This is a genomic window from Pseudomonas batumici, assembly GCF_036585405.1.
In the GTDB taxonomy this organism is placed as follows: Bacteria; Pseudomonadota; Gammaproteobacteria; order Pseudomonadales; family Pseudomonadaceae; genus Aquipseudomonas; species Aquipseudomonas batumici.
Map to the genome: position 1 here is coordinate 3,776,734 of NZ_CP144470.1, position 26,519 is coordinate 3,803,252.

The following is a 26,519-nucleotide window of genomic DNA, read 5'->3' on the forward strand; positions in this document are numbered from 1 at the left end:
TGTGACCCTACCGGAGGCTCGCCATGCTCGAATCACTGGAAAAAATGCTCGCCAAGGGTGTGGATAACTCCCTGCTGCGCTTCGGCCTCGGCAAGGGTTATCTGGATCTGGGGGAAAACACCAAGGCCGTCGAACACCTGCAACGCTGCGTCGGCTTCGACCCGAAATACTCCGCCGCCTGGAAACTGCTGGGCAAGGCGCATCAGGCCGCGGGCGACAACGCGGCCGCCAGACAGGCTTGGGAACAGGGACTGGAAGCCGCTCGCGCCCATGGCGACAAGCAGGCGGAAAAAGAGATGACGGTGTTTCTGAAAAAGCTGGAAAAAGCCGCGCTCAAAGATCGATGAAGCGCAGGCCGATGCCCTCGGCGTCGACCCGTACCACTTCCATCCGAATCCGCGGCGCCGCCGCCGGCAGATCCTGCACCTGGCCATAGACCACCGCACCGGTGGTCAGGCGCGACAAGCTCGGGTGCGTCACATACACGCCCTTGCTGGACAGGTTGCGTGTCTGTCCCAGGCACTCGCCGATGCTGGGGTGCTGGATCTTGATACGCAGCGAATGATTGTGATCGGACATCTGTTGCGTCCTTGAAAGGTGCAGCTGTGGATAAATCAGTCGCACCGACTTATCCACAGATCATGCCAACAGGCTCTCAGTACCAGCGTTTCTCACCCGCCGGACGCCGCCTGAAGCGCTTCATGCTCCACATGTACTGGTCCGGATAAGCCCGCACATAACGCGCCACCACCTGGCTCATGGCGGCCACGGAGGTCTCGGTATCGGTGCTGTACATGGCTTCGGGCGCGGCTTCCAGGATCACCTTGAAGCCAGAACCGTCCGGCAGGCGCAGCGCGTGCAGGAACACGCCCACCGCCTTGCCGCCGGCCAGCATGTTGGGTACGAACTTGCTGGTCAGCGCCGTGGTGCCGAGGAACGGCACGAACACCCCGGCGGATTCGGCCGGTTCCGGGTCGGCGGGAATGCCCACCGCACCACCTTTGCGCACTTCCTTGATGACGCTGAGGATGCCTTCCTTGGTGGAGGCGGCAACCCGGTTGCCCAACTGCACCCGCTGCTTGCGCAACAGTTCGTCCACCGCCTTGAGCTTGGGCGGACGGTAGAAAATGATCGGTTTGCACTGGCTGCAATAGAAGTGATTGAGCACTTCCCAGTTGCCCAGGTGGCTGGTGATGCCCACCACACCCTTGCCCGAGGCCAGGGCCTCCTTGAGGATGTCGAGGCCTTCGACTTCGCGCACCCGCTCCATCGAGCGATGGGCCGGCCAGATCCAGGCGCAGGCACTTTCGGTAAAGGACTTGCCGATCCCCATCAGGCTGCGGCCCACCAGCTGCTCGCGGGCCACCGGGTCCAGTTCCGGAAAACATTTCGCCAGGTTGATCCGCACCACGTCGCGGGAACGGTTGGGCAGCTTCCACATCACCCAGCCGATGGCTGCGCCCACCCGCTGCACGGCACACCAGGGCAGCAGCGCAAACAATCGCAACGCCCCCACCAGCATGGCGCCTTTAAACTTTTCCACAGGCCACTCCTGTCGTGATCGAGCTTGTCATCAGCCGACTATTGTAACCGTGGTATAGCCAATGTGGCGTAGCGATCACAATCGGTGGTGTGGTCCATGACCATGCCCGAGGCCTGCATGAAGGCGTAGCAGATGGTCGGACCGACGAATTTGAAGCCGAGTTTCTTCAGGGCCTTGCTCATGGCCTCGGCCTGGGGCGTGACGGCCGGGACCTCGCCGCGCCCGTTGAAATGATTGACCCTGGGCACATCGTCGACAAAGGACCAGAGCAGTGCCACCGGATCTTCCAGGGTCAGCCAGACCTGGGCATTGCGCCGCGCGGCCTGGAGTTTCAGGCGATTGCGGATGATCCCGGGGTCGAGCATCAGTTGCTCGAGGTCGGCATCGCTCATGGCCGCGACTTTTCGCACATCGAAACCGAACAAGACCTTCCGGTAGTGCTCACGTTTCTTCAGGATAGTGATCCAGGACAACCCGGCCTGGAACCCTTCGAGCAAAAGCAACTCGAACAGACGCTGCCCATCGCGCAGCGGCACGCCCCACTCCTGATCGTGATAGGCCATGTACAAAGGATCGTCGTTGCACCAAAAGCAGCGTGGCATAAGGCTCCAGGGGGCGTGCGCGTGGCCGAATCGGGTATACTCCCGCCTTTTGAATCGCAGCCCAAGTAACAGGTGAATTTCGTGAGCCAGCCTACGCCAGCCGTGCGTACCTTCCAAGACTTGATCCTCGCCCTGCAACAATACTGGGCCGAGCAAGGTTGTGTGGTACTTCAGCCCTACGATATGGAAGTAGGCGCCGGCACCTTTCATACCGCCACGTTCCTGCGCGCCATCGGCCCGGAAACCTGGAACGCCGCCTACGTACAGCCCAGCCGTCGCCCGACTGACGGCCGCTACGGCGAAAACCCGAACCGCTTGCAGCACTACTACCAGTTCCAGGTCGTCCTCAAGCCCAACCCGGACAACTTCCAGGAGCTGTACCTGGGCTCGCTCAAGCGCGTCGGCCTCGACCCGCTGGTGCACGACATCCGTTTCGTCGAGGACAACTGGGAATCGCCGACCCTCGGCGCCTGGGGCCTGGGCTGGGAAGTCTGGCTCAACGGCATGGAAGTCACCCAGTTCACCTACTTCCAGCAGGCGGGCGGCATCGAGTGCTACCCGGTGACCGGCGAGATCACCTACGGCCTGGAACGCCTGGCGATGTACCTGCAGGGCGTCGATTCGGTCTACGACCTGGTCTGGGCCGACGGCCCGTTCGGCAAGGTGACCTACGGCGACGTGTTCCACCAGAACGAAGTGGAGCAGTCGACCTACAACTTCGAACACGCCAACGTCGAGAAGCTGTTCGAACTGTTCGACTTCTATGAAAGCGAAGCCAAGCGCCTGATCGAACTGGACCAGCCGCTGCCGTTGCCGAGCTACGAAATGGTCCTCAAGGCCTCGCACACCTTCAACCTGCTGGATGCACGCCGGGCGATCTCGGTGACCGCGCGCCAGCAGTACATCCTGCGGGTCCGCACCCTGGCCCGTTCCGTGGCACAGGCCTACCTGATGGCCCGGGCCAAGCTGGGCTTCCCGATGGCGACCCCGGATTTGCGTGACGAAGTGTTGGCTAAGTTGGAGGCTGCACAATGAGTGCTCAAGATTTTCTGGTTGAACTGGGCACGGAAGAGCTGCCACCCAAGGCCCTCAATACCCTGGCCGAGGCCTTTCTCGCCGGTATCGAAAAAGGCCTGCAAAGCGCCGGCCTGAGCTTCGAGAGCAAGCAGGTCTACGCCGCACCACGCCGTCTGGCCGTTCTGCTGACCAAGCTGGAGACCCAGCAGCCGGACCGCAGCATCAACCTCGACGGGCCGCCACGCCAGGCCGCCTTCGACGCCGAAGGCAACCCGACCCAGGCGGCCCTGGGCTTCGCCAAGAAATGCGGCGTGGAACTGAGCGAGATCGACCAGAGCGGGCCGAAACTGCGCTACACCCAGAGCATCCAGGGCAAGCCGACCGCCAGCCTGTTGCCGACCATCGTCGAGGATTCGCTGAACGACCTGCCGATTCCCAAGCGCATGCGCTGGGCCGCGCGCAAGGAAGAGTTCGTGCGTCCGACCCAATGGCTGGTGATGCTGCTCGGTGACCAGGTCATCGACTGCACCATCCTCGCCCAGAAAGCCGGTCGCGATTCCCGTGGCCACCGCTTCCACCACCCGGACAGCGTGCGCATCACCTCGCCGGCCAACTACCTGAATGACCTGCGCGCCGCCTACGTGCTGGCCGACGCCGCCGAACGTCGCGAGATCATCAGCAAGCGCACCACCGAGCTGGCGACCTTGCAGGAAGGCACGGCCATCATGCCGGCGGACCTGCTCGACGAAGTCAGCGCCCTGGTCGAATGGCCGGTGCCGCTGGTGTGCTCCTTCGAGGAGCGCTTCCTCGACGTGCCGCAGGAAGCCCTGATCACCACCATGCAGGACAACCAGAAGTACTTCTGCCTGCTGGACGTCGACGGCAAGCTGCTGCCGCGCTTCATCACCGTCGCCAACGTCGAGAGCAAGGACCCGCAACAGATCATCGCCGGTAACGAGAAAGTCGTTCGCCCGCGCCTGACCGACGCCGAGTTCTTCTTCAAGCAGGACAAGAAGCAGAAGCTCGAACAGTTCAACCTGCGCCTGCAGAACGTGGTGTTCCAGGAAAAACTGGGCAGCGTCTACGACAAGGCCGAGCGCGTGTCGAAACTGGCCGCCTTCATTGCCCCGCGCATCGGCGGCGACGCCCAGCGCGCGGCCCGCGCCGGCCTGCTGTCCAAGTGCGACCTGGCCACCGAGATGGTCGGCGAGTTCCCGGAGATGCAAGGTATCGCCGGTTACTACTACGCCCTCAATGACGGCGAGCCGGAAGACGTCGCCCTGGCCCTGAACGAACAGTACATGCCGCGCGGTGCCGGTGCCGAACTGCCGAGCACCCTGACCGGTGCGGCGGTGGCGATTGCCGACAAGCTCGACACCCTGGTCGGCATCTTCGGCATCGGCATGCTGCCCACCGGCAGCAAGGACCCCTACGCCCTGCGTCGCGCCGCCCTGGGCGTGCTGCGCATCCTGATCGACAAGCAGCTGGACCTCGACCTGATCGAGACCGTGGAGTTCGCGGTCAAGGCCTTCGGTGCCCGGGTCAAGGCCGCAGGCCTGGCCGACCAGGTGCTGGAGTTCATCTTCGACCGTCTGCGTGCCCGTTACGAAGACGAAGGCGTGGATGTGGCGACCTACCTGTCGGTGCGTGCCCTCAAGCCGGGTTCGGCCCTGGACTTCGACCAGCGCGTACAGGCCGTGCAGAAGTTCCGCCAGTTGCCGGAAGCGGCTGCCCTGGCGGCGGTGAACAAGCGCGTGTCGAACCTGCTGAGCAAGATCGAAGGCAGCGTTCCGACCACCGTGGAAGCCAAGTACTTCGACAACGCCAACGAGTTCTCGCTGTACTCGGCGATCCAGCAGGCGGACCAGGCGGTCCAGCCGATGGCCGCGGCACGCCAGTACAACGAGTCGCTGGCGCGCCTGGCCGCCCTGCGCGAGCCGGTCGACGCCTTCTTCGAAGCGGTGATGGTCAATGCCGAAGACGCCAAGGTGCGCGCCAACCGTTATGCGCTGCTGGCGCGTCTGCGGGGCCTGTTCCTGGGTGTCGCCGATATTTCGCTGCTGGGCTGAGGACGCGTCTTGAAGCTGCTGATTCTCGACCGGGACGGGGTGATCAACCAGGACTCCGACGCCTACATCAAGTCGGTGGAGGAATGGATTCCACTCCCCGGCTCGATCGAAGCCATCGCGCAGTTGAGCAAGGCCGGCTGGACGGTGGCGGTGGCCACCAACCAGTCCGGCATCGCTCGCGGCTACTACGACATCGCCACCCTGGAAGCCATGCACGAGCGCCTGCGTTCGTTGGTGGCGCAGCAGGGCGGCGAGCTCGGCCTGGTAGTGTATTGCCCCCATGGGCCGGACGAAGGCTGCGCTTGCCGCAAACCCAAGCCGGGCATGCTGCACACCATCGCCGAGCATTACGGCGTGCCGTTGGCTAGGCTATGGTTTGTCGGCGACAGCCTCGGTGACTTGGAGGCCGCACACGCCGTCGACTGTCAGCCCGTTTTGGTAAAAACCGGTAAAGGCGAAAAGACACTGGGTAAAACCCTGCCGGTGGGCACCCTGGTTTTTGACGATCTGGCGGCGGTTGCCGCAGAACTTATCCACAACTGAAGCTCTTCTGACCTCCTGACCAAGGACTGTTCGGGAAGCGCTTTTTATAGGCGGGCAATGCCCGCAACGGTAAATGCCGCTATGTCGATCCTGCAGGCCATCAGAACCTTTTTCTTTTACCTGCTGCTGGGCACCAGTTCGCTGCTGTGGTGCTCCCTGAGCTTTTTTATCGCGCCGTTCCTGCCGTTCAAGGCACGTTATCGCTTCATCAACGTGTTCTGGTGCCGCTGTGCCCTGTGGCTGACCAAGGTCTTCCTGGGGATCACGGTCGAGATCAAGGGCGCGGAGAACGTACCCGAGCGCCCTTGCGTGATTCTGTCGAATCACCAGAGCACCTGGGAAACCTTCTTCCTGTCGGCCTACTTCTCGCCCTTGAGCCAGGTGCTCAAGCGCGAGCTGCTGTATGTGCCGTTCTTCGGCTGGGCCATGGCCATGCTGCGGCCGATCGCCATTGACCGGGACAACCCGAAGGCGGCGCTCAAGCACGTGGCGAAGAAGGGCGATGAGCTGCTCAAGGACCATGTCTGGGTGCTGATCTTCCCGGAAGGCACCCGCGTGCCGTACGGCACGGTCGGCAAGTTTTCCCGGGGCGGTACGGCACTGGCGGTGAACGCTGAACTGCCGGTACTGCCGATTGCCCACAACGCCGGCAAGTTCTGGCCGAAGACCGGCTGGGCGAAGAAAGCCGGCACCATCACGGTGGTGATCGGTGCGCCGATGACGGCCGAAGGCAGCGGGCCACGGGCGATTGCCGAGCTCAACGACCGGGTCCAGGCCTGGAACGAGCAGACCCAGCGGGACATGGGGTCCTTGCCGCCGGCGCCTGCGGCAGAGACACCTGTTGCGGTTTGATGTACTTGTGGATAACTTGTGCACAAGATTTGGATTGTCTTCAGAAAAATAACGTAAGTAGATGATTTTGTTACTTATTTTTCTGTATGACTTTCTGCTGTAAATCGTGCATAAGTTTTTTCTGGCGATAAAAAAACCGGCTTTGATGCCGGTCTTTCAGGGTACTTGTAGGAGCCAGCTTGCTGGCTCCTACACAGGTGTGGCGTTCACAAGGTTGTCGACCCCCTCAGACCTTGTCGAGATCCACACCCTTGGTTTCCTTCAGGCAGAACAGCCCCACCAGCAGGCTGACCCCGGTAATCAGCACCGGGTACCACAGGCCATAGAAGATATCCCCGGTGTAGACCACCAGCGCAAAGGAAACCGTGGGCAGGAACCCACCGAACCAGCCGTTGCCGATATGGTAGGGCAGCGACATGGAGGTGTAGCGGATGCGCGTCGGGAACAGCTCGACCATCACCGCCGCCAGCGGGCCATAGGTCATGGTGGCAATCAGGATCATCAACACGATCAGCAGCACCACCATCGGTTCGTTCACTGACGCACTATCGGCCTTGGCCGGGTAGCCCGCCGCCGTGATCGCCGAACGCATCGCCGCTTCGTCGAAGCCGCCGATCTTCTGTTCACCCACCGACACCGTCACGTTCGCCCCGGGCGCCGCGGCCTGTGAGCTATAGGGCAGGCCCTGTTTGACCAGGAAAGTCTTGACCTTGTCGCACGGGCTGTCGAAACGCGCCTTGCCCACCGGATCGAACTGGAAGGTGCAAGTCGCCGGGTCGGCCATCACCACGATCGGCGCCTGCCGGCTGGCCGCGTCGATCTGCGGGTTGGCGTAATGGCTCAAGGCTTTGAACAGCGGGAAATAGCACAGTGTCGCCAACAGCAGGCCGAGCATCAGGATCGGCTTGCGGCCGACCCTGTCCGACAGCCAGCCGAACAGCACGAAGAACGGCGCGCCGATCACCACGCTGATGATCAGCAGGGTATTGGCCTGGGTCGGGTCCATCTTGAGCATCTGGGTCATGAAGAACAGCACGTAGAACTGTGCGGTGTAGAAGGTCACCGCCTGCCCGGCGTTGATGCTGAAGAGGGCGGTCAGGACGATCTTCAGGTTCTGCCAGGAACCGAAGGATTCGCGGATCGGCGAGCGGCTGGCCTTGCCCTGGGCCTTCATTTTCACGAAGGCCGGCGACTCGTGCATGCTCAGGCGGATCCAGGTGGAAATCGCCAGCAGGAAGATCGACAGCAGGAACGGCAGGCGCCAGCCCCAGACTTCGAACTGGTCGCCGCTGATCGCGCGGCTGGCGAGCACCACCAGCAGGGACAGGAGCAGACCCAGGGTGGCGGTGGATTGAATCCAGCCGGTATGCGAGCCGCGCTTGCCCGTCGGGGCGTGTTCCGCCACATAGGTCGCGGCACCGCCGTATTCACCGCCCAGCGCCAGGCCCTGGAGCATGCGCAGCAGGACCAGGATGATCGGCGCGGCGATGCCGATGCTGGTGTAGGTCGGCAACAGGCCGACGGCAAAGGTGGAAAGGCCCATCAGGACGATGGTCATGAGGAAGGTGTATTTGCGCCCGATCATGTCCCCCAGGCGCCCGAACACCAGGGCGCCGAAAGGCCGTACCAGGAAGCCCGCGGCAAAGGCCATGAGGGCGAAGATAAACGCCGTGGTGTCGTTGACCCCTGCAAAGAACTGCTTGCTGATCACCGCCGCCAGGGCGCCATAGAGAAAAAAGTCATACCACTCGAAAACCGTCCCGAGGGATGACGCAAAGATGATCTTCCGTTCTTCCTTGCCGGTGCTCACGGTTGCACTCACCGGCTGTTCGATGTAGTCCGACATTTGCCCTGTCCTCGGCCCTGGGGGCCACAGTGATTATTGTTGTTGTTCCACTGTGGACTCCGGCTGACCGTCACCGGAATCCGCTCTTGCGGTATTGATGCTAGGTGCCAGCCGGAATCTCCGCCGTTCGAATGTCGGAAATAGCCGAAACATCCTCCAGGATCATCTGCGCCGCCTTCTCGGCAATCATCACCGTCGGCGAACAGGTATTGCCGGAGACGATGTCCGGCATGATCGACGCATCGGCGACCCGCAACCCCGGGACGCCGTGCACCCGCAGCCGCGCATCCACCACATCCAGAGGACCGTTGCCCATCCGGCAGGTGCCCACCGGATGAAAGATCGTCGTACCGATCCGCGCAGCCGCCTCATGCAGCTGCTCCTCGGTTTGCAGCGCCGGTCCGGGCAGGTATTCCTCGGGTTTGAACACCCGCAGGGCAGGGGAGTCGACGATATGCCGGGTCAGCCGAATCGCCTGGGCCGCGACTTTCAGATCCTCGGGATCGCTCAGGTAATTCGGGTCGATCAACGGCGCCACATCCGGATCGGCCGAACGAATATCGATCCGTCCCCGGCTCAGCGGCCGCAGGTTGCACACCGAGGCGGTAAAGGCCGGGAACCGATGCAGCGGCTCGCCGAAGCGCTCCAGCGACAAGGGCTGCACGTGGTACTGCAAATTGGCCGAGGCCTGTTCGGGCGAGGACTTCACGAACGCCCCCAACTGGCTGGGTGCCATGGCCAGCGGACCACTGCGGTCGTAGAGATAGCGCAGGCCCATGCCGACTTTGCCCCACAGGCTATTGGCGACCTGGTTGAGGGTGCGGGTATTGCTGACTTTGTAGATCAGCCGCAGTTGCAGATGATCCTGCAGATTGCCGCCGACGCCGGGCAGTTCGTGACGAACCGCGATCCCGAGGTTTTCCAGCAAGGGCCGTGGGCCGATGCCCGAACGTTGGAGAATGCCGGGGGAGCCGACCGAGCCGGCGCACAGGATGATCTCGCGGCGAACATTGAACACATGTTCCTCACCTTGCCAGCGGGCGACGACGGCGGAGGCACGACCGTTTTCCAGGTTCACCCGGTCGACCTGGACACCCGTCAGGATCGTCAGGTTGGGACGCTTGAGTATCGGCCGCAGGAAGGCTTTCGACGAGTTCCAGCGCACGCCGGAACGCTGGTTGACCTGAAAGTATCCACAGCCCTGATTGTCGCCAGCGTTGAAATCACTGACGCTGGCAATACCGTTTTCAGCGGCGGCATCGCGGAATGCATCGAGGATCTGCCAGGAGTAGCGCTGCTGCTCGACCCGCCACTCGCCCTGGTCGCCGTGGAATTCGCTGGTCCCGCCAAAGTGGTTTTCGCTGTGCTTGAACAGCGGCAGGACGTCGTTCCAGGCCCAGCCCGGATTGCCTTGCGCGGCCCAGCGATCATAGTCGCCGGCCTGGCCACGCATGTAGATCATGCCGTTGATGGAAGAACTGCCGCCCAGCACCTTGCCACGCGGGTAGCCGAGGCTGCGACCTTGCAGGCCGGGTTGCGCTTCGGTCTTGAAGCACCAGTCGGTACGCGGATTACCGATGCAGTACAGATACCCCACCGGCACATGAATCCACGGGTAGTTGTCCTGGCCGCCGCCTTCCAGCAGCAGGACATGATTGCGTGGATCGGCGGACAGCCGGTTGGCCAGCACACAGCCGGCGGGCCCGGCGCCGACTATCACGTAGTCATAGGGCAAGTGGGTTGATGGCATAGGCAACCTCGCCTTTTTTATTGTTCTTGTCTCCCCTCATGTTATTGATTAGTTTCGAGATGAAAACCTTCGTTTTTGCGCAAGTGCTGTGCGTTTTCAAACAAGGCCGGTGAACCCCGCGATTCACAAGGAAGCCCCATGTTCGACTGGAACGACCTGCGTTTTTTTCTCGAGCTGCAGCGCAGCGGACGCCTGCTGACCGCGGCCAAGCGCCTGAACACCACCCATAGCACCGTGGCCCGGCATATCGAGACCATCGAGCAGAGCCTGGGCACGGCGCTGTTTGTCCAGCACGCCCAGGGCTACGAGCTGACACCCTCGGGCCAGGCCCTGCTCAAGCATGCCGAGGCCATGGAGAACGTCGCGTTGCTGGCCCAGGAGGAAATCACCCAGGCCATCGCGCCCCTGGGCAAGATTCGCCTGGGGGTGACCGAAGGGATCGGCATCATGTTTCTCAGCACCCGCATGGGCGGGTTGTTCGAACGTTATCCGGGGCTGGAAGTGGAACTGGTGGCGGTGCCGCGTTTCGTCAGCATCCTCAATCGTGAGGCGGAAATCAGCATCCACCTCGACCGGCCCAACGCCGACCTGTTGATCACCCGCAAGCTCACCGACTATCGCCTGGCGCTCTATGCCAGCCGGGACTATCTCGCCCGTGCGCCGGCCTTGCAGCAGCGGGACGACCTGTCGCAACACAACTGGATCGGCTACGTCGACGACCTGCTGTTCAGCGAGGAACTGCTGTTCCTCAACAACTTCTGCCGCACGCCGAATGTGATTTTTCGCAGCACCAGCGTGATCGCCCAGCAACAGGCGGCGCGGGCCGGGCTGGGGATTGCGGTGCTGCCCAACTACATGGCCAAGGACGATCCGCAGCTGGTGCGCGTGCTGCCGGAGGAAACCATCCAGCGCAGCTACTGGATCAGTACCCGGCGGGAGTTGCACAAGTCCGTGCGGTTACGGGTGGTGTGGGATTTTCTGCTGGCGTTGTGTGCGAGTGAGCAGGGCGTGTTGCTGGCACAGTGAAAATATCGCCCCTCTAGCCTTTCCTGTAACAGTCCATTTGCGAAAAGCTCCCCCCATTGATGCGAATGGAGGTGGCATCGTCATTGGTGATTTCCTCGGGCGGTGTAAAGCCGAGCAGCGACGAGGCCCGGGTGGCATTGATCCACTCCAGCCGGCCCTTGATCAGCGCACCATCGAGGGAACCGGCACTGCCACGAATACGCACGGTGTCCTTGCCATGCTGGTAGAAAAAGATGAACGGCCCGTTGAAGCCAGGGCACTCGTAGCTGCTCAACAGCCTGGGCGTCGGCATGTAGCCGCGATTGATGATGCCAACATAGATCACCGAATAGCCGATATAGGCCAGCACCGGTACCGCCACCAGCGCCCCGGCCCAGTACCATCGACGCTTGCGGTTCGGTTCGTCCGGCAAAGGCTCGACCGGCGGGTTATCCACAGGCGGCAAAGGCGTCTCGGGAGAGCGCGACTCGGCAGGCAGGGGTTCACGAACCCCGGGAATATCCTCTGCCGCCGCGACCAGTCGAACCACACTGGCCGGCAGTGGCTCATCCACACGGGCCTGGCGCACTACCGGTTCAGGCCTGGGCAGCAAACGCAGGTTGCGCCGGATGATCCGGCTTTCCACCAGCACGAAAATCGCACAGGCCAGCGGCATCGCCAACACCAGCCCCGGTGCCTGGGCCGTCACCCAATCGGCGATCAGCGGATCGGACATGCCGATATCCCCGGCCACCCAACCCAGCAAGGCGCAACCCGCCGGGACCAACCACGGATAACGCTTGAACAGCCCGCTGACGAACAAACTGCCATACATCAGCATCGGGATGCTCAGCAGCAACCCCAGTACCAGAATCCCCACGTTGTCCTGGGCCACGGCAGCCAGGGCCACCACGTTGTCCAGGCTCATGGTCAGGTCGGCGAACACGATAAGCCCGATCACCGACCACAGCGTGCTGCCCGAACGCTGCGACAGGTGTTCGGCATCTTCATCCGCCACCAGCAGCTTGATGGCAATCACCACCAGCGCGCACATGCCCAGCAGTTTCAGGCAGGGCACCTTGAGCAACAGACCGATCACCGCCGTGAACAGGACCCGCAGGGCGACCGCCACGCCCATCCCGGCGAATATCGCCTGGCGCATCTGCCGGGCCGGCAGGTGACGGCAGGCCAGCGCGATGACCACGGCGTTGTCGCCACTCAGCAGCAGGTCCAGCAGGAACACCTGCAGTGTCAGGTTGATCCCCTGCATCCCGGCATCCAACCCGATCATCTTGCCGCTCCCGCAACCGTCTTCATCAATTCCACAAACCTCCCACACCACAGAACAGGCCGGTGAGGGAGGCCAACCCGAACACCAGGCCCACCCCCCGCGCATACCACCCCTGCAACCTGAAAGCCCCGGTCAACTGCGTGCGCGCCAGCCAATAGAGAAGCCCCAGCACCGCCGGCAGCAGCAGCGCATTGACCACGCCGGTGAAGATCGACAGCTCGACCAGATTGACTCCGGAACCCACCAGCGCCCCGGCCCCCAGCAACATGGCGGCGAATGCCGCGTAGAACCAGGGCGCCTCGGTGGGATGCTGTTCCAGCGAATGCCGTCGGCCGGTGGCCTCGCCAACGCCCCAGGCCACGGTCAGGCAGACCACGATGGTGGCAACCAGCGCGCCCCCGGCCAAGCCCATCGCAAAGACCACGCGCCCGACCGTCTGGCCCAGGGAAGCAGTAAAGGCATCGGCCAGTTGCGGCACGTTGGTCAGGGTGAAGGAGGCATCGGATCGGTTGAAACACGCCGCCGCAGCAATCACCACGGCGGCGGTCAAGATCTGGCAGAGGGTCGCGCCGAGCAGGGTTTCGATGCGCGCCGCTTTCAGGTGCCGGGCGCCCAGGCCTTTGTCGATCAGCGCCGATTGCTGGTAGAACACCGTCCACGGCATGACGCTGGTGCCCAGGTTGGCGGCCACCAGATAAAGATAGGAGCTGTCGTGGAGCGGCATCTGGTACCACTGCGCCGCGATCTGCCGAGGATCGGGGTGAGCGTTCCAGGCCACGGCGATAAAGGCCACGCCGAACAGACCGAGGCAAATCGCAACGCGCTCGACGCCATGGTAGGAGCCGGTGCAGACCATCGCGAAGATCAGCACCACCAGCACGCCGATGGTTTCCCACAGGGGGACGCCGAAGAGTTGGCCGACCCCGGCCAGCCCGCTCAGTTCGGTTACCAGGGCACCGAAACAACTGAGGACCAGCGTCGCCAGGGAGAGCAACGCAATGCCCCGGCCAAACCGCTGGCGCACCAGCTCGCCAAAGCCCTTGCCCGTTCCCAGCCCCAGGCGGATCGAAAGCTCCTGCGTGGTATACAGCAGGGGAATGATGAGGAACTGCAGCAACAGCAGCCGATAGCCCCATTGCGCGCCACTCTGCGCGGCGGTGATCACGCTGCCGGCCTCGGTATCCGCCAGCATCACCACCAGCCCCGGGCCCACGGCGGCGGCCATCAGGCGCAGCCGGCTCGAGCGGATTGAAACGCTTGGCATCATGTCTGTTCCCGGCTCATCGAGAGCATCTGTACAGGGTGGGCATCAGGGTCGGCTATTCACCGCCGGGCCGCTCTTGAGATCCTTGAGGAACGCCGTATCCGGTGAAAGCACCAGGGTCGGCGCGGATTCGGACAGCGATTGCCGATAGGTCTGGAGGCTGCGGTACAGCTTGTAGAACTCGGGGTCCTTGTCGAACGCCTGGGACGAGATGCGGTTCGCCAGGGCATCGGCTTCGCCACGGGTGATGCGGCTTTGCCGTTGCGCTTCGGAGATCAGCACCGCACGTTCGCGCTCCGCATTGGCCTGGATCTGTTGCGCCCATTCGAAGCCCTGGGCCCGCAGTTCCTTGGCCTCGCGCTGGCGCTCGGACTTCATCCGGTCATAGATGGCCTGACTGGTTTCGAAGGGCAGGTCGGCCCGATGAAAACGCACTTCGGTGACTTCGATACCCAGGGGCCTGGCCTTCTCCACCACCTCGTTCTGGATACGCTCGACAATCTTCGGCCGCTCGGCGGACAGCAGCGACTTGAGCATGACCTGTCCCAACTCACGCCGCAGCGACGAGCTGACCAATTGGGCCAACTGCGCATTAGCCTGGTCGACCGTGCGCAAGGCCTGATAGAAACGCAGCGGATCGACGATGCGATAACGCGCATAGGTTTCCACCTCCAGGCGTTTCTGGTCGCCGAGGATCACCTGCTCGGAGGGTGGAGCCAGGGTCAGGATGCGGGTGTCGTAGTAGATGACGGTATCGATCAGCGGCACCTTGAGTTTCAGCCCCGGGGTGCGCACCGGCTCGGTCGGCGCCCCCAACCTGACCACCAGGGCCTGCTGGGATTCATCGACGGTGTACAACGAAGAACCGATCCCCCACAGGACAACCAGCGCCAGGATCACCAAGGCCCCACGAATCGACGGTTTCATCGGGTCTGCTCCTTGGCCGGGCGTTTGTCCTGCTCCGACAGCGGCATGTAGGGCACCACCCCGGAAACGCCTTTGCCGGAGGTATCGATGATCACCTTGGAAGCTTTTTTCAGCACTTCATCGGTGCTTTCCATGTACAGGCGCCAGCTGGTTACGTCCTTGGCCTGTGCATAACTTTCGTACACCGCCAGGAAGCTTTTCGCATCACCTTCAGCCAGGTTCACCGCCTGGGCCTTGTAGGCTTCGGCTTCCTGGTTGATATGCGACGCTTCACCCCGGGCCCGCGGAAGAATGTCGTTGGCGTAGGCCTCCGCCTCGTTGCGCGCGCGTTCCTGGTCGGCCCGGGCGCGCTGCACATCGTTGAAGGCATCGATCACCGCCGGCGGCGGATCGACGCGCTGCAGCTGGATCTGGGTGATCAATACGCCGGCTTTTTCCGCATCGAGCAGGCCTTGCAACAACGCCTTGGTTTCATCGGCGATCTGCTGGCGCTTGTCGGACAGGGCCGCCTGGATCGGCGTGCGGCCGATCACTTCGCGCAGGGCACTTTCGGCGGCCAGCTTGATGGCGAATTCGGGCTTGTCCATGCTGAACAGAAACTGCCCGGCGTCCTTGATCCGCCAGAACACCGCGCAATCGGCCTCGACGATATTCTCGTCGCCGGTGAGCATCTGCTTGTCGCGGGACAGGGAGCTGTCGTTCAGGCCGAGCGCCGGGCCATGCCCCAGTTGCAGCTGGTTGACCGTGGTGACCTTGGGCAGCAGCACCGTTTCGATGGGGAAGGGCAGGTGGTAGTGCAGGCCGGCTTCGGTGGTGTCGACCCATTTGCCGAAGCGCAGGACGATGCCCTGTTCGTCGGGCTGGACCTTGTAGATGCCGCCGACGACCCAGACAAAAGCCAGCAACCCGAGCACCAGCGCAAGCCCCTTGCCTTGCAGTCCCGTGAGGGCGACGAAGCGATTGGCCCTGAGGCCCATCGAGCGGGCTTGTTCGCCCAGTGAGGCGGAAGGCTTTTCCGGTTCCAGGGGAGTCAAGGGCTGCGGGTCGGACATGGTCTTATCCTGGAGGCGTCTGGCCGGGGAGACGGATCGAAGTTTTCTATTACCGCATATTTCTCGACATCATACAGCCGAGAACTGAATCGCTCCTGACATGGCGCAATGATTGAGCGCCTGGAGGGCAAATGTGCCGAGCGGGAATATTCCCAGGGCTGGCCTGGAACCGCGGCAGGCGCGCTACTTGCCCAGTACCGCCAGATGCAGGTCCTGCAAGGGCAGGACACGTTTGGCGGCGCCCAACTTGATGGCTTCCCTGGGCATGCCGAACACCACGCAGCTGGCCTCGTCCTGGGCCACGGTCACGGCGCCGGCATCGACCATTTCCTTGAGGCCACGGGCACCGTCGTCGCCCATGCCGGTCATGATGATGCCGGTGGCGTTCTTCCCGGCGAACCTGGCCACCGAGCGAAACAGCACATCCACCGATGGCCGATGACGATTGACCAACGGGCCGTCCGCCACCTGGACGTGGTAATAGGCGCCGTTGCGCACCAGCATCATGTGCTTGCCGCCGGGAGCGATCAGGGCCAGGCCGGGCAGCACCCGATCGTTGTTTTGCGCCTCACGGACCTCGATCTGCGACAGGCCGTTGAGACGCTGGGCAAAGGAGGCGGTGAATTTCTCCGGCATATGCTGGACGATGACGATCCCCGGGCAGACCCTCGGCAACACGGTGAGCAGTGCCTCCAGCGCCTGGGTGCCGCCCGTGGAGGTGCCGATGGCGACGATACGTTCGGTGGTCTGGGCCATCGCCTGGCTACCCGCCGCCGGCAGCATCGCGTCGGCGCTCAGCTTGCTGCCGACTTCAAGACGCGGCGCGGCGGCACGCTTGACGAGGTTCTTGACGTTGGCGCCGGCCGCGCCGCGAATGGCCGCGAGCAGCTGGGCGGCCGATTCGAGCAGGAAGTGCTTAACGCCGCCCTGGGGTTTGGTGATGATATCCACAGCCCCTGCCGCCAGCGCCTGCAAGGTGGTCTCGGCGCCGCGCTCGGTCAGCGAGGAGCAGATGACCACGGGCGTGGGCCGCTCGGCCATGATCTTTCTCAGGAAGGTGATGCCGTCCATGCGCGGCATTTCCACGTCCAGCACGATCACGTCCGGCCAGGCCTTGGCCATTTTGTCCATGGCGAAGATCGGATCGGAAGCTACCGTCACCTCGATATCCGGTGCCTGGCCGAGAATCGCCATCAACACTTGCCGGACCACGGCGGAATCATCGACCAGCAAGACGCTTATTTTCTTCATGACGGCCTTTTACTGTTTGCAAAGAGAGATGCCGGACCCAGACGTCACCGCTCCAGGTGTCGAAGACCAGGCTGCGGTGCCCGGTTCCCCCCAGGTCCATGGCGCAGGGCGACAGTTGCAGACGCGCCGCGATGGCGGTGACGGCCGCGCAGTTCAGGCTGGCGATATCGCCGACGGCATGATCGCGCGGTTGTTCGGGAAACATCTCGCCGCCGCCGAACAACTTCAGCTGATACTCGCTGGCCTCGCTCCGATACCCCTGGATATTCTGCATCAGCCATTCGAAGGCTTCGTCGACATAGCTGCCGTCCAGGAGCATGCCCCGCTGTCGGCGGCCCGGCAGCAGGCAATGGGATATCCCGCCCAGCTTGCGCACCGGATGCCAGACAATCATCGAGACACAAGAGCCCAGCAGGGTACGAATACGGGTGGGGTTGCTGCGAAAGCACAGGCTCCCGGGAGCCAGGTAGATTTCCTCGACGTCCATGGCGATGGCGGCCTTCATGGCTTTTGATAGATGGAAGGGGCCACCAGCTTGAACGCGTCGCTGACGCCGTGCAGGCTTTCCGAGTGGCTGATCATGAAATAGCCGCCGCGCCGGAGAAACGGAACGAGGCGACCGACCACTTTGCGCTTGGTCTCCTGATCGAAGTAGATCATCACGTTGCGCAGGAAAATGACGTCGAACTCGCCCAGTTGCGGCAGGCTGTCGTTCAGGTTGACCTGGATGAAACTCACCCGCTGGCGCAGGCTCCTGTCGATCAGGAAGGTGCCGGCCTGCTGGCCGATGCCCTTGAGGCAATAACGGGCCAGCAGGGGTTGCGGCAGGTTGCTCGCACGCTCCATCGGGTAGTGCCCGGCACGGGCCTTGGCCAGCACCTGGGTGCTGATATCCGAGCCGATCACCTCCCAGGGCGTGCGGCCCAGGCTCTCGGCCAGGGTCATGGCCAGGCTGTAGGGCTCTTCGCCCGACGAACTGGCCGCGCTCCATACCCGGAAGGTCTTTCCCGGCGAGACGAGGGGCAACACCTGTTGACGCAGGAAGTCGAAGTGCTTGGGTTCACGGAAGAAATACGTCTCGTTGGTGGTCAGCAGGTCGAGGGCCACCTGCAACTCGCCGGCGTTCTCCTTGCCCATGATCAGTTTGAAATAGGCGCCGTAGCTCTCCAGCGCGTGGTGCTTGAGGCGCTTGAACAGACGCCCGGCGACCAGGGCCTTTTTCGCGGGCGACAGGCTGATGCCCGCCGCCCCGTATAGCCAGGCCTGGAACTGAGTGAACTCGCGATCCTCAAGCTTGATGCCGTTCAACCTGACACTCCTTCCCCATCCCTCACTGCAGCAGGTGTGCGGGGCTGTCGCCGACCTCCGCCAGTTGCGACATCTCATCCACGGACAACACCCGATCAACCGCCAGGACGATGACGAACTTGCCTTCGACCTTGGCCATGCCGCTGATGAAGTCGGCGCGAATGCGGGCACCGAAGCTGGGCGGGGGCTCGATCTCGGCCGCCGGTATTTCCAGCACTTCGGACACGGTGTCGACCAGCAGGCCGATATCCTGCACCTGGCCGTCGTCACTGTTGGCCTCGATGATCACCACGCAACTGCGCCGGGTCACGGTCGAACGCTGCTGGCCGAAACGCGCGCCCAGGTCCACCACCGGCACCACGGCCCCGCGCAGATTGATCACCCCACGCACGAAGGCGGGCATCATCGGTACCGGCGTGACGTTGCCGTACTCGATGATTTCCTTGATCCCCAGGATACCGATGGCGAACATTTCGCCGGCCAGGAGGAACGTCAGGTACTGCGCCTCCTGGGTTTGCACCGCGGTCGCCTGGCGGGTAGTCGTTAATGCACCCATGTTGCTCTCCTGCATGAAAAAGGCCCGCGTCCAGGCGTCGATCAGAACCGGGTGAACTCGCTTTCGTCGGGGCCGACCGCCTGGGCGAAGCTCTTGTGCAACGCCGGTTGCGGTGCCCGCGCGAACGCCTGCGCCACGCCGCCCACCGAACGCGACGGGCCCTGTGCCACGTGCAGGGTCGCGCTGCTCACCGCCAAGGTGAAAAAGCTCATCGCCTGCTGCAGCTGTTCGGCCTGGCTGCTCATCTCTTCGGCCGTGGCCGCCAGCTCTTCGCTGCTCGAGGCGTTTTGCTGGGTGACCTGATTGAGCTGGTTCATGGCCGTATTGATCTGCGCCACGCCCGCGGCCTGTTCCTCCGAGGCCGCCGTGATCTCCTGGACCAGGTCCGAGGTCTTGTTGATCGAGGGCACCATCTCATCCAGCAAGTGCCCGGCCCGCTCGGCCATTTCGACACTGCTGGTGGAAAGCTCGCCGATTTCCTGCGCCGCCACCTGGCTGCGCTCGGCCAGTTTGCGCACTTCGGCCGCCACCACGGCGAACCCCTTGCCATGCTCGCCGGCACGCGCCGCTTCAATGGCCGCGTTCAGGGCCAGCAGGTTGGTCTGGTAGGCAATGTCATCGATGATGCTGATGCGCTGGGCGATTTTCTTCATGGCCTGCACGGTCTGCTGCACGGAGTCACCACCGTCGGTGGCTTCCTTGGCCGCCTTGCTCGCCATGCCATCGGTCACCTTGGCGTTTTCGGTGTTCTGGTTGATGCTGGCGCTCATCTGCTCGATGGACGCGCTGGTCTCCTCGACACTGGCCGCTTGCTCGCTGGTGGCCTGGCTCATGGACTGGGCCGTGGCACTGACTTCCTCGGACGCGCTGGCCAGGTTGTCGGCGGCGGTGCGCACTTCGCCGATGATCTGCGAGAGCTTGCCGACCATGGTCTGCATCGCCGTGAGCACGCGACCGGTTTCGTCCTTGGCGCCCGGCTCGATGGTCACCGCCAGGTTGCCTTCGGCCAACTGGGTGGCCACCCCGGCAGCCGTTTTCAGCGGGTTGGCAATGATCCGCGAAATGAACAACGCCAGGGCGATGCCCACGAGCAGGGCGGCGATGACCGCGGCCATGATCGACATCCGGCCGTTGGCGTAGATCTCGTTACCCCGTTGATTGGCGGCGGTTGCACCGTTGTCGTTGAGTTCGATCACTTTCAGCAGATCGTTGGCGATAACCTCAAAGACTCGCTTCGAGTCTCCCTTGAGGACGGCCATGGCTTGTTCCCTGGCACCCTGCCGGGACTCGCTGAACAGCTTCTTGCTGGTGGTGAGATAGCTCTCCCAGTCGCTCTTGAAGGTATCGAACAGCGCTTGTTCCTCAGGGCTGGAGATCAGCCCCTCCTTTTCATAGCGGACAATGCGGGTGTCGACATCCTTGCGCGCGTCGGCGGCCTCCTGTTCATACTGAGCCTGTTCCGCAGGGTCTTCGGCCAGCAGATAGCGGATCTCCTTGATCCGATAGTTGGCGACAAAGAAACGCAGGCCAGAGGCCAGGCGCACGGAAGGCAGCCAGTTCTCGCGCATGTCGCTGGCCGTCTGGTTGACCTTGCCCAGTTGAATGACGGCGAACACCCCCATCGCCGCCATCAGGACCAACACCACCAGAAACGAAGTGATGAGCTTGGTCGCTATCCTCAAATCGTAGAACCATTTCATTGAAGGGCCCCTCCATGTGCGGTGTGGTTGGCTGAGTTGCCAGGTTTGCTATCGGTCAAGGAATAAACAGTGGCTTGCCGGGTTTCACGCTGGACCAGCTCCCCCAGCAAGGATGGAACGTCGAGGATCAGCGCCACTTCACCGCTGCCCAGGATGGTCGAACCGCTGATGCTGCGCAGGGCATTGAACAGCTTGCCGAGGGGCTTGATGACGGTCTGGAGTTCGCCCAGCAGGTCATCGACCACCAGCCCGGCCTTTTGCTCGGCACAGCGCACCACCACCACGTTCTCGCGGCGAACGCTGTGTCCCGTATGGCCGAAGTGGTCGCGCAAACGCACCAGCGGCAGCACTTCGCCGCGCAGGTCCAGGTAGTTGTCCTGACGCTGCAGGGCGTTCAATTCGATGCACTCCTGGACCATCTCCAGCGGCACCACGTAGTGAGTCTGGCCGACGCCCACGAGGAATCCGTTGATGATCGCCAGGGTCAGCGGCAAGCGGATACGGATGATCGTGCCTTGGCCGGGTTGGCTATCCAGGTCCACCGTCCCCCGCAAGAGGGTGATATTGCGCTTGACCACATCCATGCCCACGCCCCGTCCGGACAGGTTGGTCACCGCCTCGGCGGTGGAAAACCCCGGTTCGAAGATCAGGTTGTGGATTTCCTGATCCGTCAGGTTCGAAGCCGCGGTAACCAGGCCACGCTCGACGGCTTTTTGCAGAATGCGGTCGCGGTTCAGGCCGGCACCGTCATCGGCGATCTCCAGGACGATGCTCCCCGAGTCGTGAAAGGCGTTGAGCTGCAGCCGACCCTTGGCGGGCTTGCCGGCGGCCTGGCGCACCGCCGGGGATTCGATGCCGTGATCCATCGCATTGCGTAACAGGTGCATCAACGGATCGCCGATTTTCTCCACCACGGTCTTGTCCAGCTCGGTGTCGGCGCCGCTGATCAGCAGCTCGATGTCCTTGCCCAGTTCCTGGCTGACATCCCGTACCACACGGCGGAAGCGGTTGAAGGTCTCGCCGATGGGGATCATGCGCAGGTGCAGCGCGCCGTCGAGGATTTCCTCCACCAGTCCCGAGACCACCGAGGTGGACTCCTGCAACGGACCGCTCGCGCTGCTGCGCGCCAGCAGGTTGGCCCCGGCGCTGGCAATGACCAGCTCACCGACCAGATTGATCAGTTCATCCAGCTTGTCGGCATTGACCCGGACAAAGTGCGCCTCGGCAGCCGTCCCCTGGGACGGTTCGCGGTGGCGACCCTGCTTTTCCAGCGCGGACTGCACCACAGCCGGTTCGACCACACGCTGTTCAATCAGGATCTCACCCAGTGGCATCGCCGGTGTTCCGGCCGACTCGGTGCGCTCGCGCTGGGTCCGCAAGCCGTCTTCCAGCTCCTTGGCCGTCAGTGCGCCACATCGGGTAAGGATTTCCCCCAGGCGGGCAGGCTCTTCGGGCAGCGCATCGATCAGTCGCAGGTATTCCTCCATTCGACTGTGGGGCGCCAGGATATGAATCTGGCAATCGTCGCGAACGAAATCGAAAGCTTCGCCAATGGTTTCGCGGCTGGCATCTGAATCCAGATCGATCTCGAATCCCAGGTGGCAACTCTCGGCATCGAACTGTTGCAAGGTGGGCAAGGTATCGGCGAGCGTCACCACATGGACGATGTCCCCCAAGGTATTGAGGTAACGAAGGAAGGACAGCGGATCCATGCCATTGCGAAACACGTCGGTGCCAAAACGCAGGGAAATGTGCCAATAGCCGGAACTGACCGAATCCTCGCTGGCCATCGGCAGGGCCACGGGAATATCGAGCAGGGCGGGCAAGACAGACGCCGCCTGCATGGCCTGGTAGTTCTGCAAACCCAGGCGCAGGATCGCTTCACGCTCCTGGGCGATATCGCTCAACGCCTCGCCGGCACCGGCCACCACTTCCACCAGCTCCAGCATGTGATCGGCACTTCTGAGCAGCAGGGCGATCAACTCGCCATCGACCTGGATGGCGCCATCGCGCAGTCGGTCCAGGACGTCCTCGACTATGTGGGTAAAGCCGACGATGGGACTCAGCCCGAACAGTCCGGCGGAGCCCTTGATGGTGTGTGCCGCACGGAAGATCGCACCGATGGCGTCATTGTCGGCGGGTTCGGACTCCAGGAGCAGCAGCGAAGCCTCCATGTCCTGGAGCAACTCGCGCGCTTCGACGATGAAGGTTTGCTGTGCCTGGTCCAGATCGAGGTTGATGCTCACGATAGAGTCCTTTTTATCGCCCCGGGTTCAGAGACCCCTGGGAAGGTTGCAGTCCTGGATCATGGATGGCCCAACGTGCCGGCCAGGTCGCACAGTTCGAACACCTCAAGCACCGCCGGACTGTGTCCGCGCAGTTGCAGGGCCACGCCCGTGCGCAAGGTCTCGCGCTTGGCGAGCATCAGCAGTTGCAGGCCCGCGCCATCGATTTCCGTGACTTGCGAGAGATCGATCTCCAGCGCGCTGGCCCGTTCCAGGAACGGCGCCAGTTCGGCATACAGCTGCGCGGCGGTGTAGATGGTCATCTCGCCTTCGATACCCAGCTGCGGTGTCGAAGTGTCGGCTTGGCAAATGATCGGCATACTCGAATCTCCCTGTTCGCCCGGTCCTGGTCGTGCCTGGATTCAGGGCAGGATCAGCTTGGATACGGCCGCGAGCATTTGCGCCGGCTGGAACGGCTTGACCACCCAGGCCCGCGCCCCGGCGGCCTGTCCCTCCTGCTTCTTGCTTTCCTGGGACTCGGTGGTGAGCATGATGATCGGGGTGAATTTGTAGCTGGGCAGCTTTTTCACTTCCTTGACGAAGGTGATGCCATCCATGTTCGGCATGTTCACGTCGCTGATGATCAGGTGGATTTTCTGCCCGGTCAGCTTGCCCAGTGCGTCCTTGCCGTCACTGGCTTCGATCACGTCGTATCCGGCGCTTTTCAGAGCGATGCTGACTACCTGACGAACACTGCTCGAATCGTCGACCACCATTACGTTCTTCGCCATGACCGGCTCCTAAAAGAAGGTGATTTCCTGGGTATTCGTGGGTTGATTGACGTTGACCTTGCCCGTGCGGTGATTGCGCCGTTGCTCATCGGTGGCGTAGGTCAGCTCCATTTCCGCGAGCCAGGCGGGAGCGTCGACGACCAAGGCTCCCGAGGTCTGTTGGGCTTCGCGCAAATGGCCGAGCAGGGCTTCCATGTTATTGCGCACCTGCGCGAGGATCTGGCTGACCCGATCCTGGAATTGCAGGTTCACCAGCACCTCGGTGACCTCGTCGCGAATCCCCAGTCCTTCACGTTGCAGCAGGGCCGCGGAGTCGGAAAGTTGGCCGGTGATGCTCTTGAAACGCTCGAGTACCCCCTGGATGCAGGCTTCGGAGTGGGCCACCGAATCCTTGTCGTGATCGGTACTGCTGGCCGCGGCCGCCACCAGATGAGTGATGGCCGCATTGATGATGTCGACCTTGGCGGACATCTTCTGCCCGGTTTCGCTGGACTGGCTGGAGAGGGTACGCACCGCATCGGCCACCACGGCGAAGCCACGCCCGGTTTCCCCGGCTCGGGCCGCTTCAATGGCCGCGTTGAGCGCCAGCAGGTTGGTCTGCTGGGCGATGGCCGCCACCTCACTGGCCATGGTGCGCAGCTCACCGGTGTAGCTCGTGAGGTGGCGGACCTGTACCAGCATCTCGTCACGGCTCTGCTGAATGGTCTTGAGCGACTCGATCACATGCAGCAACTCGGCATCGCTCTGGGCCAATACCTCCAGTGCACCGCCCTGGTTGTGGTCGGCCAGATCGCCCGCGGTGGCCTGGGAGGTGTCGACGGTCTGCTGCAAATGTTCGGCGATGGCGCTGAAACGGCGGGTCAGTTCGATGATGGCGGTTTCGGTCTCGGCGCGAGAGCTTTCGATTTGCCGGGACCAGATGGGAATGGCCTCCAGGCAGACCGCTTCCAGACCGCCTGTCGCCGTCGTATCGGTGGTGGTCAGGGCGTCTTGGACTGCAATCGATAGCTGGGCTGAAAGGTGCCGGTAGCGACGCTGATTCAGCAGTCCGACGAGGCCCCCTACCACCAGCAAACCCGCCGACCAGGCCAGGTTGGCAGGGCGCCAGTCGCTCAACAGCAGCACGCCAGCACCGCAGGCAGCGGGGACGAGGGGCATCCAGAAAAAAGCGCCGGCCTGGGGGGCGGGCTGCGATACCTGAAAGTTGCCGGATGACGACATAGGTTCCTCCCTGAATCAGTTGAACAAAGCTCCACTGCATAACAAGGCTATCCGCCGGGCCCCCGGCCCGCTTGAGCAGGGCGCAGGGTCAGTCGTCGGATAGTGGTAAAACCGTTCAATTTCCGGGTGCGGCACAATGCCATCTATGGGCATAGACTCTTGAGTGTAGACAGGCTTGCTGAATACAAAAGGAGGAATTCTCTTTTAATCGCGAAAAAAGGGACGGGGGCACATCCCCTCCGTCGAAGCGGGCGGCGACTACTATGAACTCAGTGCAGTACCCACTGGCAGGGCACCACACCGCAGGCCAAACACACAGAAGGTGAATCGATACGCAGAGCAACGTTCCAGACTCACGGACGCCATACATGATGAGGTGGGAGAGCCGCTATGGAATACCTGTACAACTTATTAAGTTCTGATGGATTCATGCCCCATGGGCACTGCTATTTGTGGATCCCCGAACTCCTGTGGATGAACGTCATTTCGGACACGCTGATTGCGCTGGCCTATATGACGATTCCAATCACCCTTATCTACTTTATCCGCAAAAGACGTGACATCCCCTTTGACTGGATGTTTGGCGCCTTTGGGGTCTTTATCCTCGCTTGTGGCAGCACCCATGTGCTGGAAATATGGACCATATGGCATCCCACTTACTGGCTATCCGCTTTCATCAAGGTCATTACCGCCATCGCCTCCTGCATCACCGCTGTTCTCCTGATTAAATTGATCCCTGCGGCACTGCTCATCCCGAGCCCACAACAGCTGGCCAAAGTGAATGAAGAATTGCGAGACACGCAGGCCAAACTGGTTTCTACGGCCCGTCAGGCGGGAATGGCGGAAATCGCCACCAACGTGTTGCATAACGTCGGCAATGTACTCAACAGCGTGAACATATCGGCGGAGCTGGTCAGCAGCCGGATGCGTGGCTCGAAAGCCCAGGGGCTGGGCAAGGTGGCTGATCTGATGAGCGAACACGCCCATGACCTGAGCGATTTTCTCACCCGGGACCAGAAAGGAAAAATGCTGCCCGACTACCTGCTCAAGCTGGCGGAGGCGGTGACGGTAGAGCGACAGGGCATCATCGAAGAACTGGAGCAGCTCAGCAACGGTATTGGCCATATCAAGGATATCGTCGCTGCCCAGCAAGCCTACGCCGGTACCTCCAGTATGCTGGAACCGGTTCAGGTACAGGATCTGATTGAAGAGGCCATGAAGATGAGTGCCTCTTCACTCTCGCGCCATCAGGTGACGGTGGTGAAAGAATTGGCCGACGTGCCCTCGTTGTCGATCGACAAGCGTCGCGTTCTGGAAATACTGATCAACCTCATCAGTAATGCCAAGCATGCGATGGGCGGTGTGCCTGACCGACAACACCAGATCATCTTGCGTCTGCTTTGGGATCAGGGACAAAGCGTTCAGATCCAGGTCGCGGACAACGGTGAGGGGATTGCGCCGGAAAACCTGACACGTATCTTTTCCCATGGTTTCACCACTCGCAAGGACGGCCACGGTTTTGGCCTGCACAGCTGCGTGATCGCCGCTCACGAGATGGGCGGCAGCTTGACGGTGCAGAGCGACGGGGTGGGCAAAGGGGCGACTTTTACGCTTGAACTCCCGATCAAAATAACAGAAGAAGCCGTGCTTTCATGAGCTGGGGCTATAGGGGTATCTCGACCGCCTGCGGCTATAGCAAAAAACCC

The 26,519-nt window shown here is 62.4% G+C and carries 25 protein-coding genes; 7 read left to right on the forward strand and 18 right to left on the reverse strand.

The window, feature by feature from the left end; translation table 11 throughout:
- The first annotated feature begins 23 nt into the window (after positions 1 to 23).
- On the forward strand, positions 24 to 347 hold the full coding sequence (locus NUH87_RS17030) for a tetratricopeptide repeat protein (protein ID WP_338521897.1): 324 nt from the start codon (positions 24 to 26) through the stop codon (positions 345 to 347).
- On the opposite strand, the gene NUH87_RS17035 is transcribed toward NUH87_RS17030, so the two are convergent.
- The 3 genes from NUH87_RS17035 to NUH87_RS17045 all read right to left on the reverse strand — a co-directional run bounded on the left by NUH87_RS17035 (position 334) and on the right by NUH87_RS17045 (position 2,145).
- Positions 334 to 579, reverse strand: coding sequence for a PilZ domain-containing protein (locus NUH87_RS17035; protein WP_338521899.1), 246 nt, complete (start codon positions 577 to 579; stop codon positions 334 to 336). The genes NUH87_RS17030 and NUH87_RS17035 overlap by 14 nt on opposite strands.
- Positions 580 to 655: 76 nt before the next feature.
- On the reverse strand, positions 656 to 1,543 hold the full coding sequence (locus NUH87_RS17040) for a lysophospholipid acyltransferase (protein WP_338521901.1): 888 nt from the start codon (positions 1,541 to 1,543) through the stop codon (positions 656 to 658).
- A gap of 38 nt (positions 1,544 to 1,581) precedes the next feature.
- On the reverse strand, positions 1,582 to 2,145 hold the full coding sequence (locus NUH87_RS17045) for a DNA-3-methyladenine glycosylase I (RefSeq protein WP_338521903.1): 564 nt from the start codon (positions 2,143 to 2,145) through the stop codon (positions 1,582 to 1,584).
- Positions 2,146 to 2,226: 81 nt separating this feature from the next.
- On the opposite strand from NUH87_RS17045, the gene glyQ reads away from it, so the two are divergent.
- The 4 genes from glyQ to NUH87_RS17065 are packed head-to-tail and all read left to right on the forward strand — an operon-like array spanning position 2,227 to position 6,626.
- Positions 2,227 to 3,180, forward strand: coding sequence for a glycine--tRNA ligase subunit alpha (gene glyQ, locus NUH87_RS17050; RefSeq protein WP_040062988.1), 954 nt, complete (start codon positions 2,227 to 2,229; stop codon positions 3,178 to 3,180).
- A complete protein-coding gene (gene glyS / locus NUH87_RS17055) occupies positions 3,177 to 5,231 on the forward strand; it encodes a glycine--tRNA ligase subunit beta (protein ID WP_338521905.1) in 2,055 nt (684 codons plus the stop codon). The genes glyQ and glyS overlap by 4 nt, the downstream gene beginning before the upstream one ends.
- 9 nt (positions 5,232 to 5,240) lie before the next feature.
- Positions 5,241 to 5,774: a D-glycero-beta-D-manno-heptose 1,7-bisphosphate 7-phosphatase gene (gene gmhB, locus NUH87_RS17060; protein WP_338521907.1), complete on the forward strand. Its 534-nt coding sequence runs from the start codon at positions 5,241 to 5,243 to the stop codon at positions 5,772 to 5,774.
- A 57-nt stretch (positions 5,775 to 5,831) separates the two neighbouring features.
- Entirely contained in the window at positions 5,832 to 6,626 is a 795-nt protein-coding gene (locus NUH87_RS17065) for a lysophospholipid acyltransferase family protein (protein WP_209437115.1), read from the forward strand.
- Between the two features lie 226 nt (positions 6,627 to 6,852).
- On the opposite strand, the gene NUH87_RS17070 is transcribed toward NUH87_RS17065, so the two are convergent.
- A complete protein-coding gene (locus NUH87_RS17070; RefSeq protein WP_338521910.1) occupies positions 6,853 to 8,472 on the reverse strand; it encodes an MFS transporter in 1,620 nt (539 codons plus the stop codon).
- Between the two features lie 100 nt (positions 8,473 to 8,572).
- A complete protein-coding gene (locus NUH87_RS17075; RefSeq protein ID WP_338521912.1) occupies positions 8,573 to 10,222 on the reverse strand; it encodes a GMC family oxidoreductase in 1,650 nt (549 codons plus the stop codon).
- A 138-nt stretch (positions 10,223 to 10,360) separates the two neighbouring features.
- On the opposite strand from NUH87_RS17075, the gene NUH87_RS17080 reads away from it, so the two are divergent.
- Positions 10,361 to 11,248, forward strand: a complete 888-nt coding sequence (locus NUH87_RS17080) for a LysR family transcriptional regulator (protein ID WP_338521914.1) — start codon at positions 10,361 to 10,363, stop codon at positions 11,246 to 11,248.
- Positions 11,249 to 11,261: 13 nt separating this feature from the next.
- Here the strand turns inward: NUH87_RS17080 and NUH87_RS17085 are convergent, their stop codons facing one another.
- From NUH87_RS17085 to NUH87_RS17145, 13 genes are all read right to left on the reverse strand, one after another.
- Positions 11,262 to 12,518, reverse strand: coding sequence for a TerC family protein (locus NUH87_RS17085; RefSeq protein ID WP_338521916.1), 1,257 nt, complete (start codon positions 12,516 to 12,518; stop codon positions 11,262 to 11,264).
- Between the two features lie 25 nt (positions 12,519 to 12,543).
- Entirely contained in the window at positions 12,544 to 13,782 is a 1,239-nt protein-coding gene (locus tag NUH87_RS17090) for an NRAMP family divalent metal transporter (RefSeq protein ID WP_338521918.1), read from the reverse strand.
- A 45-nt stretch (positions 13,783 to 13,827) separates the two neighbouring features.
- Positions 13,828 to 14,709: a protease modulator HflC gene (locus NUH87_RS17095; RefSeq protein WP_338521920.1), complete on the reverse strand. Its 882-nt coding sequence runs from the start codon at positions 14,707 to 14,709 to the stop codon at positions 13,828 to 13,830.
- On the reverse strand, positions 14,706 to 15,761 hold the full coding sequence (gene hflK, locus NUH87_RS17100; protein WP_338521922.1) for an FtsH protease activity modulator HflK: 1,056 nt from the start codon (positions 15,759 to 15,761) through the stop codon (positions 14,706 to 14,708). The genes NUH87_RS17095 and hflK overlap by 4 nt, the downstream gene beginning before the upstream one ends.
- Before the next feature lie 183 nt (positions 15,762 to 15,944).
- Positions 15,945 to 17,012, reverse strand: a complete 1,068-nt coding sequence (locus NUH87_RS17105; protein ID WP_338521924.1) for a chemotaxis response regulator protein-glutamate methylesterase — start codon at positions 17,010 to 17,012, stop codon at positions 15,945 to 15,947.
- Entirely contained in the window at positions 16,981 to 17,517 is a 537-nt protein-coding gene (locus NUH87_RS17110; RefSeq protein ID WP_338521926.1) for a chemotaxis protein CheD, read from the reverse strand. Before NUH87_RS17110 ends, NUH87_RS17105 begins: the two co-directional genes overlap by 32 nt.
- On the reverse strand, positions 17,514 to 18,320 hold the full coding sequence (locus NUH87_RS17115) for a CheR family methyltransferase (RefSeq protein WP_338521928.1): 807 nt from the start codon (positions 18,318 to 18,320) through the stop codon (positions 17,514 to 17,516). The genes NUH87_RS17110 and NUH87_RS17115 overlap by 4 nt, the downstream gene beginning before the upstream one ends.
- A 22-nt stretch (positions 18,321 to 18,342) precedes the next feature.
- Positions 18,343 to 18,876, reverse strand: a complete 534-nt coding sequence (locus NUH87_RS17120) for a chemotaxis protein CheW (RefSeq protein ID WP_040071875.1) — start codon at positions 18,874 to 18,876, stop codon at positions 18,343 to 18,345.
- Between the two features lie 41 nt (positions 18,877 to 18,917).
- Positions 18,918 to 20,576: a methyl-accepting chemotaxis protein gene (locus NUH87_RS17125; protein ID WP_338521931.1), complete on the reverse strand. Its 1,659-nt coding sequence runs from the start codon at positions 20,574 to 20,576 to the stop codon at positions 18,918 to 18,920.
- Positions 20,573 to 22,816, reverse strand: coding sequence for a chemotaxis protein CheA (locus NUH87_RS17130; RefSeq protein ID WP_338526839.1), 2,244 nt, complete (start codon positions 22,814 to 22,816; stop codon positions 20,573 to 20,575). Before NUH87_RS17130 ends, NUH87_RS17125 begins: the two co-directional genes overlap by 4 nt.
- A 65-nt stretch (positions 22,817 to 22,881) precedes the next feature.
- Positions 22,882 to 23,181 (reverse strand): STAS domain-containing protein, encoded by a 300-nt coding sequence (locus tag NUH87_RS17135; RefSeq protein ID WP_338521933.1) that lies wholly within the window; start codon positions 23,179 to 23,181, stop codon positions 22,882 to 22,884.
- Between the two features lie 42 nt (positions 23,182 to 23,223).
- Positions 23,224 to 23,592: a response regulator gene (locus NUH87_RS17140; protein ID WP_040071872.1), complete on the reverse strand. Its 369-nt coding sequence runs from the start codon at positions 23,590 to 23,592 to the stop codon at positions 23,224 to 23,226.
- A gap of 9 nt (positions 23,593 to 23,601) precedes the next feature.
- Complete coding sequence (locus NUH87_RS17145; RefSeq protein ID WP_422393868.1) at positions 23,602 to 24,813, reverse strand: methyl-accepting chemotaxis protein; 1,212 nt, start codon at positions 24,811 to 24,813, stop codon at positions 23,602 to 23,604.
- 390 nt (positions 24,814 to 25,203) lie between these two features.
- Between NUH87_RS17145 and NUH87_RS17150 the strand changes: the two genes are divergently transcribed.
- A complete protein-coding gene (locus NUH87_RS17150; protein ID WP_338521935.1) occupies positions 25,204 to 26,469 on the forward strand; it encodes a sensor histidine kinase in 1,266 nt (421 codons plus the stop codon).
- Positions 26,470 to 26,519: the final 50 nt, after the last annotated feature.

Coding starts and splice junctions, on each gene's coding strand:
- NUH87_RS17125 (WP_338521931.1), bottom strand. CDS start 20,576: ATGAAATGGTTCTACGATTTGAGGATAGCGACCAAGCTCATCACTTCG.
- NUH87_RS17145 (WP_422393868.1), bottom strand. CDS start 24,813: ATGTCGTCATCCGGCAACTTTCAGGTATCGCAGCCCGCCCCCCAGGCC.
- NUH87_RS17085 (WP_338521916.1), bottom strand. CDS start 12,518: ATGATCGGGTTGGATGCCGGGATGCAGGGGATCAACCTGACACTGCAG.
- glyS (WP_338521905.1), top strand. CDS start 3,177: ATGAGTGCTCAAGATTTTCTGGTTGAACTGGGCACGGAAGAGCTGCCA.
- hflK (WP_338521922.1), bottom strand. CDS start 15,761: ATGTCCGACCCGCAGCCCTTGACTCCCCTGGAACCGGAAAAGCCTTCC.
- NUH87_RS17105 (WP_338521924.1), bottom strand. CDS start 17,012: ATGAAGAAAATAAGCGTCTTGCTGGTCGATGATTCCGCCGTGGTCCGG.
- NUH87_RS17030 (WP_338521897.1), top strand. CDS start 24: ATGCTCGAATCACTGGAAAAAATGCTCGCCAAGGGTGTGGATAACTCC.
- NUH87_RS17110 (WP_338521926.1), bottom strand. CDS start 17,517: ATGAAGGCCGCCATCGCCATGGACGTCGAGGAAATCTACCTGGCTCCC.
- NUH87_RS17080 (WP_338521914.1), top strand. CDS start 10,361: ATGTTCGACTGGAACGACCTGCGTTTTTTTCTCGAGCTGCAGCGCAGC.
- NUH87_RS17035 (WP_338521899.1), bottom strand. CDS start 579: ATGTCCGATCACAATCATTCGCTGCGTATCAAGATCCAGCACCCCAGC.
- NUH87_RS17045 (WP_338521903.1), bottom strand. CDS start 2,145: ATGCCACGCTGCTTTTGGTGCAACGACGATCCTTTGTACATGGCCTAT.
- NUH87_RS17095 (WP_338521920.1), bottom strand. CDS start 14,709: ATGAAACCGTCGATTCGTGGGGCCTTGGTGATCCTGGCGCTGGTTGTC.
- NUH87_RS17075 (WP_338521912.1), bottom strand. CDS start 10,222: ATGCCATCAACCCACTTGCCCTATGACTACGTGATAGTCGGCGCCGGG.
- NUH87_RS17150 (WP_338521935.1), top strand. CDS start 25,204: ATGGAATACCTGTACAACTTATTAAGTTCTGATGGATTCATGCCCCAT.
- NUH87_RS17135 (WP_338521933.1), bottom strand. CDS start 23,181: ATGCCGATCATTTGCCAAGCCGACACTTCGACACCGCAGCTGGGTATC.
- NUH87_RS17070 (WP_338521910.1), bottom strand. CDS start 8,472: ATGTCGGACTACATCGAACAGCCGGTGAGTGCAACCGTGAGCACCGGC.
- NUH87_RS17120 (WP_040071875.1), bottom strand. CDS start 18,876: ATGGGTGCATTAACGACTACCCGCCAGGCGACCGCGGTGCAAACCCAG.
- NUH87_RS17140 (WP_040071872.1), bottom strand. CDS start 23,592: ATGGCGAAGAACGTAATGGTGGTCGACGATTCGAGCAGTGTTCGTCAG.
- NUH87_RS17065 (WP_209437115.1), top strand. CDS start 5,832: ATGCCCGCAACGGTAAATGCCGCTATGTCGATCCTGCAGGCCATCAGA.
- NUH87_RS17090 (WP_338521918.1), bottom strand. CDS start 13,782: ATGCCAAGCGTTTCAATCCGCTCGAGCCGGCTGCGCCTGATGGCCGCC.